This window comes from Pseudomonas sp. JAI120, from assembly GCF_014207255.1.
Lineage (GTDB): Bacteria > Pseudomonadota > Gammaproteobacteria > Pseudomonadales > Pseudomonadaceae > Aquipseudomonas.
Map to the genome: position 1 here is coordinate 630,735 of NZ_JACHCZ010000002.1, position 15,555 is coordinate 646,289.

At 61.3% G+C, this 15,555-nt stretch carries 12 protein-coding genes; 8 read left to right on the forward strand and 4 right to left on the reverse strand.

The features are described from left to right. Positions 1–5: 5 nt before the first annotated feature. Genes HDC32_RS14775 through HDC32_RS14785 form a run of 3 tightly spaced genes read right to left on the reverse strand, consistent with a single transcriptional unit; the run spans position 6 to position 2,280 of the window. Positions 6–512 (reverse strand): GNAT family N-acetyltransferase, encoded by a 507-nt coding sequence (locus HDC32_RS14775; RefSeq protein ID WP_167654805.1) that lies wholly within the window; start codon positions 510–512, stop codon positions 6–8. Between the two features lie 5 nt (positions 513–517). Next, positions 518–931: an NUDIX domain-containing protein gene (locus tag HDC32_RS14780; protein ID WP_184744523.1), complete on the reverse strand. Its 414-nt coding sequence runs from the start codon at positions 929–931 to the stop codon at positions 518–520. A 32-nt stretch (positions 932–963) separates the two neighbouring features. Next, on the reverse strand, positions 964–2,280 hold the full coding sequence (locus HDC32_RS14785) for an HD domain-containing phosphohydrolase (RefSeq protein ID WP_167654804.1): 1,317 nt from the start codon (positions 2,278–2,280) through the stop codon (positions 964–966). A gap of 255 nt (positions 2,281–2,535) precedes the next feature. Here HDC32_RS14785 and HDC32_RS14790 point away from each other — a divergent pair, with 255 nt between their 5' ends. From HDC32_RS14790 to HDC32_RS14805, 4 genes are read left to right on the forward strand one after another with little or no spacing between them, the layout of a single operon-like run. Further along, positions 2,536–4,410 (forward strand): bifunctional diguanylate cyclase/phosphodiesterase, encoded by a 1,875-nt coding sequence (locus tag HDC32_RS14790; protein ID WP_131697400.1) that lies wholly within the window; start codon positions 2,536–2,538, stop codon positions 4,408–4,410. Between the two features lie 25 nt (positions 4,411–4,435). Continuing rightward, a complete protein-coding gene (locus tag HDC32_RS14795; RefSeq protein WP_131697401.1) occupies positions 4,436–5,404 on the forward strand; it encodes a cytochrome-c peroxidase in 969 nt (322 codons plus the stop codon). 10 nt (positions 5,405–5,414) lie between these two features. Further along, a complete protein-coding gene (locus tag HDC32_RS14800; RefSeq protein WP_184744525.1) occupies positions 5,415–7,229 on the forward strand; it encodes a DAHL domain-containing protein in 1,815 nt (604 codons plus the stop codon). Next, entirely contained in the window at positions 7,226–8,605 is a 1,380-nt protein-coding gene (locus tag HDC32_RS14805; protein ID WP_131697403.1) for an ATP-binding protein, read from the forward strand. Before HDC32_RS14800 ends, HDC32_RS14805 begins: the two co-directional genes overlap by 4 nt. Before the next feature lie 159 nt (positions 8,606–8,764). On the opposite strand, the gene HDC32_RS14810 is transcribed toward HDC32_RS14805, so the two are convergent. After that, positions 8,765–9,292 carry a hypothetical protein gene (locus HDC32_RS14810; protein ID WP_184744527.1) on the reverse strand — a complete coding sequence of 176 codons (528 nt, stop codon included), beginning with the start codon at positions 9,290–9,292 and terminating at the stop codon, positions 8,765–8,767. Positions 9,293–9,663: 371 nt separating this feature from the next. Here HDC32_RS14810 and HDC32_RS14815 point away from each other — a divergent pair, with 371 nt between their 5' ends. The 4 genes from HDC32_RS14815 to HDC32_RS14830 all read left to right on the forward strand — a co-directional run bounded on the left by HDC32_RS14815 (position 9,664) and on the right by HDC32_RS14830 (position 15,503). Beyond that, positions 9,664–11,244, forward strand: a complete 1,581-nt coding sequence (locus HDC32_RS14815; RefSeq protein ID WP_260403625.1) for a glucan biosynthesis protein — start codon at positions 9,664–9,666, stop codon at positions 11,242–11,244. Further along, a complete protein-coding gene (gene bglX / locus HDC32_RS14820) occupies positions 11,241–13,505 on the forward strand; it encodes a beta-glucosidase BglX (protein ID WP_311771971.1) in 2,265 nt (754 codons plus the stop codon). Before HDC32_RS14815 ends, bglX begins: the two co-directional genes overlap by 4 nt. Before the next feature lie 81 nt (positions 13,506–13,586). Beyond that, positions 13,587–15,206 carry an FMN-binding glutamate synthase family protein gene (locus tag HDC32_RS14825; protein WP_184744531.1) on the forward strand — a complete coding sequence of 540 codons (1,620 nt, stop codon included), beginning with the start codon at positions 13,587–13,589 and terminating at the stop codon, positions 15,204–15,206. A 12-nt stretch (positions 15,207–15,218) separates the two neighbouring features. Beyond that, positions 15,219–15,503, forward strand: a complete 285-nt coding sequence (locus tag HDC32_RS14830; protein WP_131697407.1) for a putative quinol monooxygenase — start codon at positions 15,219–15,221, stop codon at positions 15,501–15,503. Positions 15,504–15,555 lie beyond the last annotated feature (52 nt).

Consider the following 15,555-nt stretch of genomic DNA (forward strand, 5'->3'; position numbering starts at 1 on the left):
GGAACTCAGTGAGCCGTGAGCTCGCGCCACATGTAGATTTTGTCGAAGTAGTCCACGCCCACCCGCACCGCCAACGGTTCCAGGCCGTACTGGATAAACCCGCAGCGTCGGTACAGTGCAAACGCTGCATCGTTGCCGGCAGTGACGGTCAGCTGGATCACTTTCAGACGCGGATGTCGGCGCGCTTCATCCAGCGCGGCCTCGACCAAGCGCCGACCCAAGCCTTTGTGCTGGTAAGCCGCGTTCACGTACATGCCGAACAGGGTCACCTTGTGCCGCGCCTTCTCGCGAGGCTCGAAGGCCAGGCCGACGATGCCGGCCAGTTCCCCGTCGACGTACGCGCCGAGCAAGCGATCCAGCGGACTCTCCAGGCGCTTTTCCCACCAGCTCAACGGCATGGCTGCACGCTCGGCCACACTGGAAGTGAACGCCTGGGGATAGGCGCCGTAAGCTTCCAGCATCAACGCCCGATAAGCTTCGGCATCGTTGGCCCCCAGCGCACGGACGCTCATTCGCGTCAGGCCGGCGTGGTCAGTGACGCACGGTAAAACGGCAGGATCAGGTCACGGGTCAAGGGCGCCAGAACCAGGCCACCATCACCGGCAGGGTCGATCCAGCGCACCTCTTCGATTTCAGCGGCCGGGCTGACCGGACCATCGATCTGCACCTGGAACAATTCAGCGTCCACGGTGAATCCCGGTTCGTTGGCTGCTGGGGCCGAGAAGTGACCGAGGTAGACCGCGTCACCGGGCGTGATGCGCAGGTTCAGCTCTTCGTACAGCTCGCGGGCCAGGGCCTCGGCGGGCTGCTCACCGGCGTCGATCTTGCCACCGGGTTGCATAAAGGCCTGGGTGCCGCGCTTGCGTACCAGCAGGGTGTGGCCATCGCTGCCGATCAGCAGGGCAGCGGCGATACGGATAGTGCTAGGCATGAACTGAAAACCTTGAACTCAAAAAATGAAAATTAATGAAGCACCGCGTCGGTCTCGTCCGGCTCCTTGATAAACACGCTGTACTTGGCGCCTTCCATCGCCTCAAACGCAATCAGCTTGTCCACCAACGGCAGGTTCAACACCTTGCCGGCATTGAGCAGCAACATGCCGTTATCGGCGTTGAGGTTGCGCGCCAGGACCATGCCTTCTTCCAGCTCACGGGTGGTGAGCACCTTGACGGTGGGGTCGCCCAGGGTCACATCACTGAGAAACGCGGCGCAGGCCAGGATGAAGTCCTCGACCAGCTCCGGATCGTAGAGGCGCCCGGCATATTTGCGGATGTACAACAATGCCTCATCGCTGTTCATCTGCCGCTCAAGGATCAACCCCTTCTGCAACTCGATGAAGTCCACCGCCAGTTTCAGCAGGCGCGAACCAAACGGAATCGCATCGCCCTTGAGGTGGTCGGGAAAACCGCTGCCGTCCCAGCGCTCCTGGTGATGACGAATGATCCGCGCGGCATCCTTCATCGGCTCCAGGGTCATCAGCAGCGATTCGCTCTGGGCCGGATAGCCACGGTAGCGCTCGCGATCGGTGCTGTGCAGCTTGTCGGCCGGCTCGATCAACATGCTGTCGCTCCAGCTCAGCTTGCCGATGTTGTACAACGCGGCAGCCATGGCCAGGTCGCGCGAACTGGCTTCGTCCATGTACTGGGCGGCGCAGTACACGCGCACCAGTTCGATCAGCGGACGATTGGTCTGTTTGTTCTTGGGCAGGCGCAGGTTGGCCAACAACGAAAACACTTCAGTGCCGGTCACGTAGCTGCGCTTTAGCTCGTCGTAGGCAAGGTCGAGCATGTCGGCGGTTTGCTGCAACTCGGACGTGCGCGCCGCCACCCGTTTTTCGAGTGTGGCGTTGAGCACCTTGAGCTGTTCGTTCTGCTCCAGGGTCAAGCGCTCCAGGCGCTGATGATCCAGGGTCTGCAGGAGGATCAGCTTGAGTTCGTCGTCGTTCCAGGGCTTGCCGATATAGCGGTGGATCTGCCCTTCGTTGATCGCCTTGATGATCGTCGGCAGATCGGCGTAACCGGTCAACAGGATACGGCAGGTGCCGGGGTACAACCGATGGACTTCGGCCAGCAATTGCGCGCCGTCCATGCCAGGCATACGCGCATCGCTCATGATCAGGTCGATGGGCTGGGCCGCCATTATTTCCAGGGCTTGGGCACCGCTGCCGGCCAGCACCACATCGAAAGGCTGGCCACGCAGCAGCCGACGCAGGCTGTTGAGGATCGACTCTTCGTCGTCGACCAGCAAAATAGTGGGCTGTTTAGCGAGTTGTTCATCCATGCTGACTGCGCCTTCAAATTAAACAAAATTGAGCCGATTTATACACTTGTGCCATGCCGCCTCCGTCTCTGGAAGGGCAAAGCCGGTCGACGCGGTGTGTATACATGCAAAAGCCTGCACTGATTTGACGCCAACTGGCCGTCGATATCAAGGGAGCTCGACTATGCTGTCACCTTAAGTGGGCGTCTCACTCATCTTTGCAATCAGGGAAGGAATCGTTATGTCGTCGAGTCGCTTGCAGCTGTGGAGTGCGTCATGACCCCGGACTCAGGACGGGCCAATCGGCGAATTCTGATCGTCGATGACACCACATCCATCCACCAGGACTTTCGCAAGATCCTCTGCGCCGACACAGACGGCGAGGCTTCCCTGGACACCCTTGAGCAAACCCTGTTCGGCACCACGACGGTTGTGCGCCAGGCGTTTGTGCTGGACTCCGCCTACCAGGGCCAGGAAGCCCTGGATCTGGTGAATCGGGCCCTGGCAGCCAATGCGCCCTATGCCATGGCGTTCATCGACATGCGCATGCCGCCTGGCTGGGACGGCCTGGAAACCATCGAGCAGTTGTGGAACGTCGATCCCAACCTGCAGATCGCCCTGTGCACCGCCTATTCCGACTATTCGTTTGAAGCGATCGAAGCGCGATTGAAGTACAACGACCAGTTGCTGATCCTGAAGAAGCCCTTCGACCACCTGGAAATCCGCCAGATGGCCAGCGCCCTGACCTGGAAATGGCAGCTCGCCCAGGATGCCGCCCTTAAGGTGATCGGGCTCGAACGCACGATTGAGGACCGCGTGCAGGAGTTGCTGAAAGTCTCGCACCTGCTGCAATACGACGCGCTCACGGAGTTGCCCAACAGCACGTTGCTGGGCGACCGCCTGACCCAGGCCATTGCCCTGGGCCGACGCCATGACACGCAACTGGCGGTGATGTTTATCGGGCTCGACCGCTTCAAGCGCATCAACAACGCCCTGGGTTATCCGGTGGGAGATGAGGTGCTCCAGCAGGTCAGCCAAAGCCTGGTGGCGGCCGTTCGGGCGTCGGATTCGGTGTTTCGCTATGGCTCGGACGAGTTTGTGATCCTGCTCAATGATGTCCAGCATCCCCAACAAACCCAGCACATCGCCCAGAAGGTACTCAAGGCCATCAGCGTCACCCGCCATGTCGCGGGGCACGACCTGAGCGTCACCGCCAGCCTGGGCATCAGCCTCTATCCGAATGACAGCAGCACTGCGGTGGAGCTGATCAAGCACGCCGAAACCGCCATGCACACCACCAAGGAGCGTGGCCCGGACGATCTGAGTTTCTACACCGAAGACATGAACCTGCGCGCCCAGCATCAACAGAACCTGGAAAGCGCGATCCGCCAGGCCCTGGAACACGATGAGTTTGCGCTGCACTACCAGCCCAAGCTGGACCTGAAAACCGGACGGATCCTCGGCGCAGAGGCGCTGATCCGCTGGTTTCAACCGCGCTCGGGCTGGGTCCACCCGGCCGACTTCATTCCGGTGGCCGAAGACAGCGGGCTGATCGTCCCCTTGACCCAGTGGGTGCTGCGCCACGCCTGCGAACAGGCACAGGCCTGGCGCACCATGGGCCTGGCGCCGCTGCGCATCTCGGTGAACATCTCGGCCATCGACTTCCGCCAGCGCGAGTTTGTCGACAACCTGGCCGCCATCCTCAAGCAGACCGGCCTGCCGCCCAACCAGCTGGAGCTGGAAATCACCGAAAGCGTACTGATGCAGAATGTCGACGATACGGTCGATATCCTGAACCGGATCAAGGCCATGGGCGTGCGCCTGGCCCTGGATGATTTCGGCACCGGCTACTCCAGCCTCAGCTACCTGCGACGCTTTCCCATCGATGTGCTGAAGATCGACCAATCATTCGTGCGCGGGCTGCACGAAAATAGCCAGGACGCGCAACTGATCAGCGCTATCATCGGCATGGGCAAGAGCCTGGAGCTGAACATCATCGCCGAAGGGGTGGAGACCGTCGAACAGCTGAACTTCCTGAGAGCCCAGCACTGCGAAGAAGGCCAGGGTTTTCTGTTCAGCAAGGCCGTACCTGCGAAGGATTTCGCCCAGTTACTGCAGGTGGGCAGCCCCACACTGATGCCCGACCAATAGCCCTATGCCTGCAAGGAGTGCTCGCTTGAGCGACGTTTCAACCTACCGTTTCGGCCTCACCCTCTCGTTGGGGCTGTGCCTGGGGATGACCGTGACGGCCGCGCCGCTCGACGAAGCGCTCAAACCCATGCCGCCGGTGCCGCCACTCGACCCGGCCAAGGTCGAGCTGGGGCGCCAACTGTTCAATGAGCCGCGCTTGTCGGTCAACAACACACTGTCCTGTGCCAGCTGCCATCACCTCGAATCCGGGGGCGCCGACACGAAACCCTTCTCCCTGGGTTTCGACGGCAAGCCCGTGGAAATCAATACGCCTTCGGTATTCAACGCCAGCCTGAACTTCAAACAGTTCTGGAATGGCCGGGTGGATACCCTGGAAGCGCAGGTCGAGCAGGTGGTCATCAGCCCGGTGGAAATGGGCAGCGACTGGAAAACCGTGGTGCAGAACCTGACCGCCCTGCCCGCCTACCAGGCAGCGTTCAAACAGACCTACCCCGATGGCATCACCGCGGCCAATGTGCAAAATGCCCTGGCCACCTATGAACGCACGCTGCTGACGCCCAACTCACGGTTTGACCAGTACCTGCTGGGCAACACGGAAATCCTCACGATCCAGGAAAAGTACGGCTACCAGCGCTTCAAGGATTACGGCTGCATCGCCTGTCACCAGGGCATCAACATCGGCGGCAACATGTTCCAGAAGTTCGGCGTGATGGGCGACTACTTCAAGGCACGCGGCAACCCCGTCGAGTCGGACCTGGGGCGCTACCTGCTGACCAAGGATGAAGAAGACCGCCACGTGTTCAAGGTGCCCAGCCTGCGCAACGTCGCGGTCACGGCGCCGTATTTTCACGATGCCTCGGCCAGGACCCTGGAAGAAGCGGTTGACGTCATGTTCAAGTACCAACTGGGACGCAACCCCTCACAAGAGGATAAAGACCTGATTATCCAGTTTCTCAAGACCCTGACCGGCGAATGGTTGGGCAAGCCTTTATGAGCAGATTGTCATGACCCTCTATCGCCGCCGCGCCAGCCAGTTGGCCTTGGGGTTCATCACCCTGTTGCTGGCCTCGACGCTGATCTTCCTGTACGTCAAGTCGTCCAGCGACCAGGCGTCTTCCTACACCCACTCCCGGGACCTGATCCGGCAGCTGCAACAACTCAACGCCCAGTGGGACAGCGAAGTGCTCAAGGCCAGGATCGCCATCACCCACAATTACGACCCCCTGGTGGCGCCTCTGACAGAAATGACGCGGCTGTGGGCCGAGCTGGAAGCGCACGACTCGTACCACAGCCCGCAAGACCTGCCCGCCTGGCAAGCCAGCCGGCAGGCTTATCAAGCGGCCATCCAGGAAAAGGCCCGGCGCATCGACCAGTTCAAGTCCCACAATGCCGTGTTGCGCAACTCCCTGGCCTTCCTGCCGACCGCCGAAGACGATATCCAGGCGCAGTTCAACCAGGTGAACGACGATACAAAACCGCAACTGCAAAGCGTGGCCACCGACACCTACGACTTGCTGCTCAGCAGCCTGGAATTCGCCCTGGTCACCACCCAAGAGCGCGCCGCCGACATCCTCGTCGGCCTGGGCAAGCTGGCAGTCAACAAGGAACTGCTGCCCAGCGAGTTCCGCGCCCCGGTGGAGATCCTGAGCAATCACATCGAACTGATCCTGCGCGAGCAGCCGGTGGTGAACACCTTGCTCGAAGAGATCGCCGCCATCCCGGTTGCCGAACGCCTGGATGACCTGACCAACCACCTCAACCAGGACCAACAGGCCCTCGACCTTGTCGAACAGCAATACCACCGCTACCTGCTGGTGTTCTCGACCCTGCTGGTGGCCTTGCTGCTGTACCTGACGATTCGCTTGCTGCGCAGTTTCGCCGAGATCAACCGCGTCAATCGCGCCTTGCAGGCGGTGAACGAAACCCTGGAACAGCGCGTGGAGCGGCGCACCCAACAGCTCAAGAATGCCCAAACCGAGCTGATGGACAGCGCGCGCCAGGCCGGCATGGCAGAGATCGCCACCAACGTGCTGCACAATGTCGGCAACGTGCTTAACAGCGTGAACATCTCCGCCGACCTGGTCACCCGCAAACTGCGCAGCAGCAAGGCGATGGGCCTGGGCAAAGCCATGCAGTTGATCAATGAGCGCCAGGCCGACCTGGGCACCTTTATCACCGAGGATGAAAAGGGCAAACTGCTGCCCGGCTACTTGAACCAGTTGGTGGACGCCATTGCCGTCGAGCAACAAGGCCTGATCGAGGAACTGGCGCAGTTGAGCAAAAGCGTGGACCACATCAAGGACATCGTCTCCACCCAACAATCCTATGCGGGTGCAGCCTCACTGAAGGAGCCGGTGCAGATCAGCACCTTGATGGAAGACGCCCTGCGCATGAACGCGGGGGCACTGAGCCGGCACAATGTCACGGTGGTCAAGCACTACGGGCAGGTTCCGGAAGTCCTCGGCGACAAACATCGCTTGCTGCTGATCATGGTCAACCTGATCAGCAACGCCAAGTACGCCATGTCCAACCTCACCGACCGGCCACGGCAGATGACCCTGACGGTCCAGCAGCTGGATGAAGACACTCTGCAGATCAGCGTGAAGGACGAGGGCGAAGGTATACCCGCAGAAAATATGACGCGCATCTTCACCCACGGTTTTACCACCCGCAAGGAAGGCCACGGCTTCGGCCTGCACAGCTGCGCACTGGCCGCCGTGGAAATGAATGGACGGCTCACCGCCCATAGCGACGGGCCGGGCCAAGGTGCGATATTCACCCTGACAATCCCCCTCACTCCTGCCGGAAGCCCCGTATGAACCAGCCTCCCAACCGGCGCATCCTGCTGATTGATGACACGCCGTCGATTCACGACGATTTCCGCAAGATCCTGATGCCTGCCGTTGAATCCAACCAGGTGCTGGACGACATGGAGTCGGCACTCTTCGGCGATACAGCCAAAGCCCAGGCCCAGGTGTTCGACCTGCACTCGGCCTACGGCGGCGAAGAAGGCCTGCAGTTGCTCATCACCGCCATGGCGCAACAAAAGCCCTATGCCCTGGCGTTTGTCGACATGCGTATGCCCCAAGGCTGGGACGGTGCGAAGACCATAGAAGAACTCTGGAAAGTCGCCCCCGACCTGCAAGTGGTGGTGTGCACCGCGTACTCGGACTATTCCTGGGAAGACCTGCTGGATCGCCTGCACGGTCATGATCGCTTGCTGATCCTGAAAAAGCCGTTCGACAACATCGAAGTCCAGCAGATGGCCAACACCCTGAGCAATAAATGGGACATGGCCCGTCGCGCCACCCTGCAAACCAGCCAGCTGGAACGGCAGGTGGAACAACGCACGCAAGCGCTGCAGCAGGAAATCGAAGAGCGCAAGCACCTGGAAAGCCAACTGGTGCAGTCGGAAAAACTCGCCTCGCTGGGGCAGCTCGCCGCGGGCGTGGCCCATGAGATCAACAACCCGGTAGGCTTTATCTCGTCCAATCTCAGCACGCTCGACGGCTACTTCAACCAGTTGCAACAGATGCTGGAGGCTTACCAGCAGGCCGAAGAAACCCTCGCCACGGGTGAACAGCACGCGCAGCTCAAGGCATTGCGCACCCGCCTGGAACTGGACTTTCTACAGGACGACATTCCGATATTGATCCACGAGTCCAAGGAAGGCATCGGTCGCGTGGCGCAGATCGTCAAGGACCTGAAAAACTTTTCGCGGGTGGACAACGACCAGACCTGGCAATTTGCAAACCTGCAACAAGGCATCGATTCGACACTGAACATCGTTGCCAGCGAACTCAAGTACAAGGCCGATGTGGTCAAGCACTACGCGCCGCTGCCAGAGATCGAATGCCTGGCCTCGCAGCTCAACCAGGTGGTGATGAACCTGGTGATCAATGCGGCGCAGGCCATGGGGCCGGAACGCGGCATCATCACCCTCAGCAACGGTGTGGAAGGCGAGAACGTGTGGCTGGAAGTGGCGGACAACGGCTGCGGGATTGCCCCCGAGGCGATACAGAAAATCTTCGACCCGTTTTTCACCACCAAGCCGGTGGGCGAAGGCACGGGGTTGGGGCTGTCACTCTCCTACGGCATCGTCAAGAAACACCATGGCGATATCTCTGTCAGCAGTGAGCTGGGCAAGGGGACGACGTTTCGCGTGGTATTGCCGATTCGGCAGACGACGACGTAGGACACGCCCTCCGCGAACTGAACGTAGGCCGCTTGACGCTCAGCGGCCCCGCCAGTAAGGACATCGCTCGAATGCGGGGGATCAAATCCCAGTCGGCGCTGTTTTCAGTGCTCCTGCAAGCCCGGCAGCGCAAACGAACGTGCCCCCCCAGCGCCTGGGTCAGCCCAACATCGACTTGACCGACTTGGGCGTGGACTCGTTATGGGCGACCGCTTGCCCGTATCCGTTTATAACCGACAACCAATCGCCCCTCGTGGCCCCCGCAATCGCTGTGGCCAAACCCGTCTTCAGGGTTTTATCAAGGCCGCTTTTCAGCCCTTCCATCATCCCGTCTACGCTGCCATCTGACTTTTCCACCCCATGAAGCATGTTGCTCAAGCCGGGAATAAACCAGGTGTGCCGAGCAATGTCGCCACTCGCCTTTTGTATCCCGCTGCGCTCTGCGGCTTCGGGCGTCTGCGCCGATGGAGCCCGGTGAGTAGAACCCAATGACGGTGCCAGTTGCCGATCGAGCCTGGCCTTGACCAACGCGTTGTCATTGGACATGGCGGGTGCAGATTCGCGGCGTGTCGACGTATAGAGCGGCGTGCTGTCTGACGCAGAAGGAGGCGCGGTAGAAGGCACCTGCGGCGGCTGGGCAAAGCGTGCCAGGAGGTCCAAAGAGGTCAGGGCAGTATTGATATTCATGGTCGGCTCACTTTGGGAAAGGTGGAGGAACTCCCGTTTAAGTGGCCAGGGACGACCTATGAGTTCCGCGCGCCAAGGCCTCTGAAATGGGCACCTGCGTGGCCAAGCCTTGGCCGCGATTTCGCAGCAGACGCAGCATGAACGATCGACCTTTAAAAAAACCTGCTCAGAGCGTTGATCTGCCTGCCCTCGCAACCTGTTATTTCTGACAGTAGACAGACCCTTTTCCCGACTCGACACTCCACACAAGCAACACGGTTGCATGCCGGTGGCGTGCTGAACGTGAGGCCCGGCCCCTCATCGTCGAAGGAAAGGACACCATGTCTACGCGCCGCGAGTTCCTCACATACGCTTCACTGGGCGTCCTGCTCATGCCTCTGGGCAGGGGCGCCCAGGCGGCCAATACAACCGACCAGTCACGCGCTTTTTCCTTCGAAGACTTGATCGAACAGGCACAAGCCGATGCCTTGAAACCTTACACCTACCCCAGCACCGCATCGGCCACGCTGCTGGCGAGACTCGACTACACCGCCCACGGCCAGATCCGCTTCAAACCCGAGCGCGCCCTGTTCGCCAAAGGCCCGGGTAAGTTCCCTGTGACGTTCTTTCACCTGGGGTCGTTTTTTCGCACGCCCGTGAGGATGTATGTCCTGGACAACGGCATCGCCCGCGAGATCGTCTACGACCCGGCGCACTTCGATATGCCAGGCGACAGCCCGGCCCATGCCTTGCCCCGTAACAGTGGGTTCGCCGGTTTCCGTATCCAGGAAAGCCGCCTGGGCGACCAGGCCAGGCTGGCGTGGCAACAGAACGACTGGGTGGCCTTTCTTGGCGCATCGTACTTCCGGGCCATCGGCGAGTTGTACCAGTACGGTCTATCGGCACGGGCGATTGCCCTGGACGTGGCACAAGCCGGCAAGGCCGAAGAATTTCCCGACTTCACCCACATCTGGTTCGAGCCGCCAAAGCACCCACACGCAAACGCCATGACCCTCTATGCGCGGCTCGACGGTCCCAGTATCTGCGGCGCCTACCGTTTCGAGATCCACCGCACACAGGGCGTGGTCATGGACATCGACTGCACGTTTTTCCTGCGCAAGAACGTCAGCCGGCTGGGCATTGCGCCGCTGACCTCGATGTTCTGGTTCAGTGAAACCGCCAAGCGCACCGCCGCCGACTGGCGCCCCGAGGTCCACGACAGTGACGGCCTGGCGCTGTGGACCGGCAGCGGAGAACGTATCTGGCGCCCCCTGAACAACCCGCCACGCACCCTGGTTTCGGCGTTCAGCGATCGTCAACCGAAGGGCTTCGGCCTGCTACAACGCGACCGCAATTTTGACCACTACCTCGATGGTGTGAATTACCAGCGGCGTTCCAGCCTGTGGGTCGAGCCGTTGGGCGATTGGGGCGAAGGCAGCGTGCAACTGATGGAAAACGGCACCGACGACGAGATCCACGACAACATCGTCGCAATGTGGGTGCCCTCGGCGCCAGCCGAAGCGGGCAACCGCTATGCGCTGCGTTATCGCCTGCACTGGCTGGCCCGGGAGCCCTACGTTTCGCCACTGGCAGTGTGCGTGGCCACACGCCTGGGCAAAGGCGGCCAACCGGGCCAGCCGCGCGCTGTGGGTGTGCGTAAATTCGTGGTCGAATTCCAAGGCGCACCCTTGGAAAAACTCGCGCCAGGGGTCAAGCCCGAGGCCGTGATCAGTTGCTCCAGAGGCGAGCTCAGCCAGGTTTTTACCGAAGCGGTGCCGGACGACGTCGCCGGCCATTGGCGAGCACAGTTCGATTTGAGCGTCGACGGCAAGGACCCGGTGGAACTGCGCCTTTTCCTGCGCCTTGACGGCCAGCCGCTGTCAGAGACCTGGCTGTATCAGTACCATCCCTTCAATTCGGAATCGACGGCAATCGGTACCCCTTCAACGGCTGACACCGGCAATCGCCCGTGAGGCTCTATAGCAAATTGGCACTGTGCTACCTGGCGTTCAGTCTCAGCGGCAGCGCTCTCCACGCCGGCGAGCAAGATCCCGTCGAGCGCTTGTTGCAGCAGATGACACTCGAAGAAAAAGTTGGCCAGCTCAACCAACTCGGCGTCCAGGACACGCCTACCGGCCCCGTCATTGACCAGGGCGAATTGACGCAACTGCCCATGCACACCGTTGGTTCGGTCCTCGGCGTCTACGGTTTCGAGCGGACTCGCCGGTTGCAGGAACAGGTCGTCACGCGTTCGCGCCTGCATATACCGCTGTTGTTTGCGTTCGATGTGATTCACGGTTTTCGTACCGTATTTCCCGTGCCGCTGGCAGAAGCCGCGGCCTGGGACCCCGACCTGGCACAACGGACCGCTCGCGCGGCGGCCGTTGAAGCGACGGCCAGCGGCGTGCATTGGACCTTCGCCCCGATGATCGACATTGCCCGCGACCCGCGCTGGGGTCGCGTGGTGGAAGGTACCGGCGAAGATCCGTTCCTGGGCGCGGCGCTGGCCAGCGCTAAAGTGCTGGGGTTCCATGGTCCCGGGCCTCCAGCCCCCTCATTTATGCTGGCGACCGCGAAACACTTCGTGACCTACGGCGCGGCGGAAGGCGGGCGCGACTACAACGTCGCTGACGTGTCGGAACGCACGTTGCGGGAAGTGTATTTGCCGCCTTTCCAGGCGGCTATAGCAGCTGGCGTCGATGGGATCATGCCCGCGTTCAACGAGCTGGCCGGGACACCCCTGCACAGCAACAGCGCCTTGTTGACCGGTGTGCTGCGCAATCAGTGGCAGTTCCGTGGCCTCATTGTCAGTGACTTCAACGCCCTCTGGGAGCTGAGCCGGCACGGCATCGCCGGCGCTCCGGCCGACCGGGCAAGGCTGGCGTTCAACGCCGGTGTGGACATCGACATGGCCAGCCAGACTTACCGCCAATACCTGCCCACGCTGGTGCGCAATGGCCAGGTTCCCCTGACCGCCGTGGACGATGCGGTGCGCCGCGTACTTCAGGCCAAGCAGCGCCTGGGACTGCTTGAAGATCCCTACCGCTACAGCGACGAGGCACGGCAACAGGCCAATGTGCTGACACCGCAGCACCGGGCACTGGCGCGCGAGGCCGCGCAGAAGTCGATTGTCTTGTTGAAAAACACCGATGCCCTGCTGCCGCTGTCCAAGCACCTGCGTAACGTGCTGGTGGTCGGCAGCCTGGCCACGGATGCCGAGGCCACGATCGGCCCATGGGCCTTGGCGGGTCATCCCGAAGATTCGATCACGGTCTTGCAGGGCATACGCCGCGCTGTCGCGCCTGACACTGAGGTGGTTTACCTGCCCGGCGCTTCGCCCATCAGCAACGAGACTCAGAACCTTATCGAGCTCCAGCAGGCCGCCCGCGCTGCCGAGGTGGTGGTCGCCGTACTTGGCGAGCACGCAGATCAGAGCGGCGAAGCCCGCAGTCGCGCGAATCTGGGCTTGCCGGGTGGCCAGGAGACGCTGTTGCGTACCCTGCTGGACAGCGGCAAACCCGTGGTCATCCTGCTGATGAATGGCCGCCCGTTGGTGCTCTCGCAGACCGTGCGCCAGGCGCCGGCGCTGCTGGAAACCTGGTTCCTGGGCAGTGAGATGGGCAATGCCGTGGCCGATATCCTGTTCGGTGACGTCAACCCCAGCGGCAAACTGCCGATCACGTTCCCGCGCAGCGTGGGGCAGATCCCCCTCTACTACGCGCACAAGCGCACCGGTCGTCCGCCCAGCGGCGATGAGAGGTATGTCTCCGGCTACATCGATGAGCACTGGGCGCCGCTGTACCCCTTCGGCTTCGGCCTCAGCTACACCTCGTTCAGCTACTCCCCGCCGCGGCTCAGCGCACAGCGGCTGGCGTCCACCCAAGCGTTGGCCGTATCGGTCACCGTCACCAATACCGGAGCGCGCTCAGGCGAAGAAATCGTGCAGTTGTACCTGCGCGATGATGTCGCCAGCGTGACCCGCCCGGTTCGCCAATTACGCGGCTTTCGCAAAGTGCACTTGGCGCCCGGCGAGGCTCGGGACCTGACCTTTACCCTTGATCAAGAGGACTTCGCCCTGCTGGACCGCGATTTTTCGCCGGTGGTTGAGGCCGGCACGTTCACCGTCTTCGTCGGGGCAGATTCGACCACCGAAAACCAGGCCCGGTTTGAACTGACCGATAGCCGCGCATTGTCTATTTCGGGCCAGTCTGTCCCATCACGGGGATCAAACTGAGCACACCTGCAGGTTGTCTGGCGTTTCGTTACTGGCGCAGAATGCCGGATCGACCTGAGAGTCCGAACCCAAGGAAACCGTATGAGCCTGTCCTTGCTAAGCCGTTACGCCTTCTTTGCCGTGTGCGCCATTTTCACCCTCGCCAGCCTCCCCTTTATCCAACACGAATGGCTGTGGCCCATCACCCTGGTCACCGGTGTGTTGAGCCTGATCGGTATTTTCGACCTGTTGCAAAGCCCCCACGCGGTGCGCCGCAACTACCCGATCCTGGGCAATATCCGTTACCTGGTAGAAGCCATCCGCCCGGAAATCCGCCAGTACCTGCTGGAGTCCGACAGCGACGCCCTGCCCTTCTCGCGCTCGCAACGCTCGCTGGTGTATTCGCGCGCCAAGAACGAAACGGCCGACAAACCCTTCGGCACCCTGATCGATGTGTACCAACTGGGTTTCGAATTTATCGGCCACTCCATGCGCCCCGCGCCGCTGAGCGACCCCAGTGCCTTTCGCGTGATGGTCGGTGGTCCGCAATGCACGCAGCCGTATTCGGCGTCGGTGTTCAATATCTCGGCGATGAGCTTTGGCTCGTTGAGCGCCAATGCGATCCGCGCACTCAACCAGGGCGCCAAGCTCGGCAATTTCGCCCATGACACCGGCGAAGGCAGCATCAGCCCCTATCACCGCGAAAACGGCGGCGACCTGACCTGGGAATTGGGCAGCGGCTACTTCGGCTGCCGCACCAGCGACGGCCGCTTCGACCCGGAGCGCTTTGCGGTGCAGGCGCAAAACCCGCAGGTGCGCATGATCGAAATCAAGATGAGCCAGGGCGCAAAACCCGGCCACGGCGGCATCCTGCCCAAGCACAAGGTGACTAAAGAGATTGCCGAAACGCGCGGCATCATGATGGGCGAAGACTGCATCTCGCCGTCGCGTCACAGCGCCTTCTCTACCCCTGTCGAGTTGATGCAGTTCATCGCGCAACTGCGCGAACTGTCCGGCGGCAAGCCGGTGGGCTTCAAGTTCTGCCTGGGCCACCCGTGGGAGTTCATGGGCATTGCCAAGGCCATGCTCGAAACCGGCATCCTCCCGGACTTTATCGTGGTGGACGGCAAGGAAGGCGGTACTGGCGCGGCGCCCGTGGAGTTCACCGACCATATCGGCGTGCCGCTGCGCGAAGGCCTGTTGTTCGTGCACAACACCCTGGTGGGCCTGAACCTGCGCGACAAGATCAAGCTCGGTGCCAGCGGCAAGATCGTCAGCGCCTTCGACATCGCCAGCGTGCTGGCCATCGGCGCCGACTGGGCCAACTCGGCGCGTGGCTTCATGTTCGCCATCGGCTGCATTCAGTCCCAAAGCTGTCACACCAACAAATGCCCGACCGGCGTCGCCACCCAGGACCCATTGCGCCAACGCGCCCTGGTGGTACCGGACAAGGCCCAGCGCGTGTTCAACTTCCACCGCAACACCCTCAAGGCCCTGGCCGAGATGCTCGCGGCGGCAGGTTTGGACCATCCGTCGCAGCTGTCGGCCAAACACTTGGTACGGCGCATGTCGGCGACCGAGATCAAGCTGTTCTCGCAGTTGCATGTGTTCCTCAAGCCTGGCGAATTGCTCACCGGCGAGGTCACTGGCGAGTTTTATTCACGCATGTGGCAAATGGCGCGGGCGGACAGTTTTGAGCCCCATGAAGTCGACGCTGCTTAAAGGACCCAGATCGTGTTGAAAGTCATCGCCGAAGATTTCATCAAACCCGAATACCTCGACACCGTGCGCCCCTGGTACGCCGAACTGGTGGAAAAAACCCGCCAGGAACCGCTGTGCATTTCGTACGATCTGTTTGTCGATCAGAAAGACCCAGGGCACTTCATTTTCATCGAGCAATGGCCCGACCAGGCCGCGCTCGACACCCATTGCCGGACCGAACACTTCACCCGGCTGGTGCCGCAGATCAACGAGCACCAAGCCAAGCCGTGCACAGTACTGTTGATGAATGCGTTCTAGCCCCCCCTTTCCCCGCTGAACCGGACCACCGACGGCATCGTTGAAACAAGGA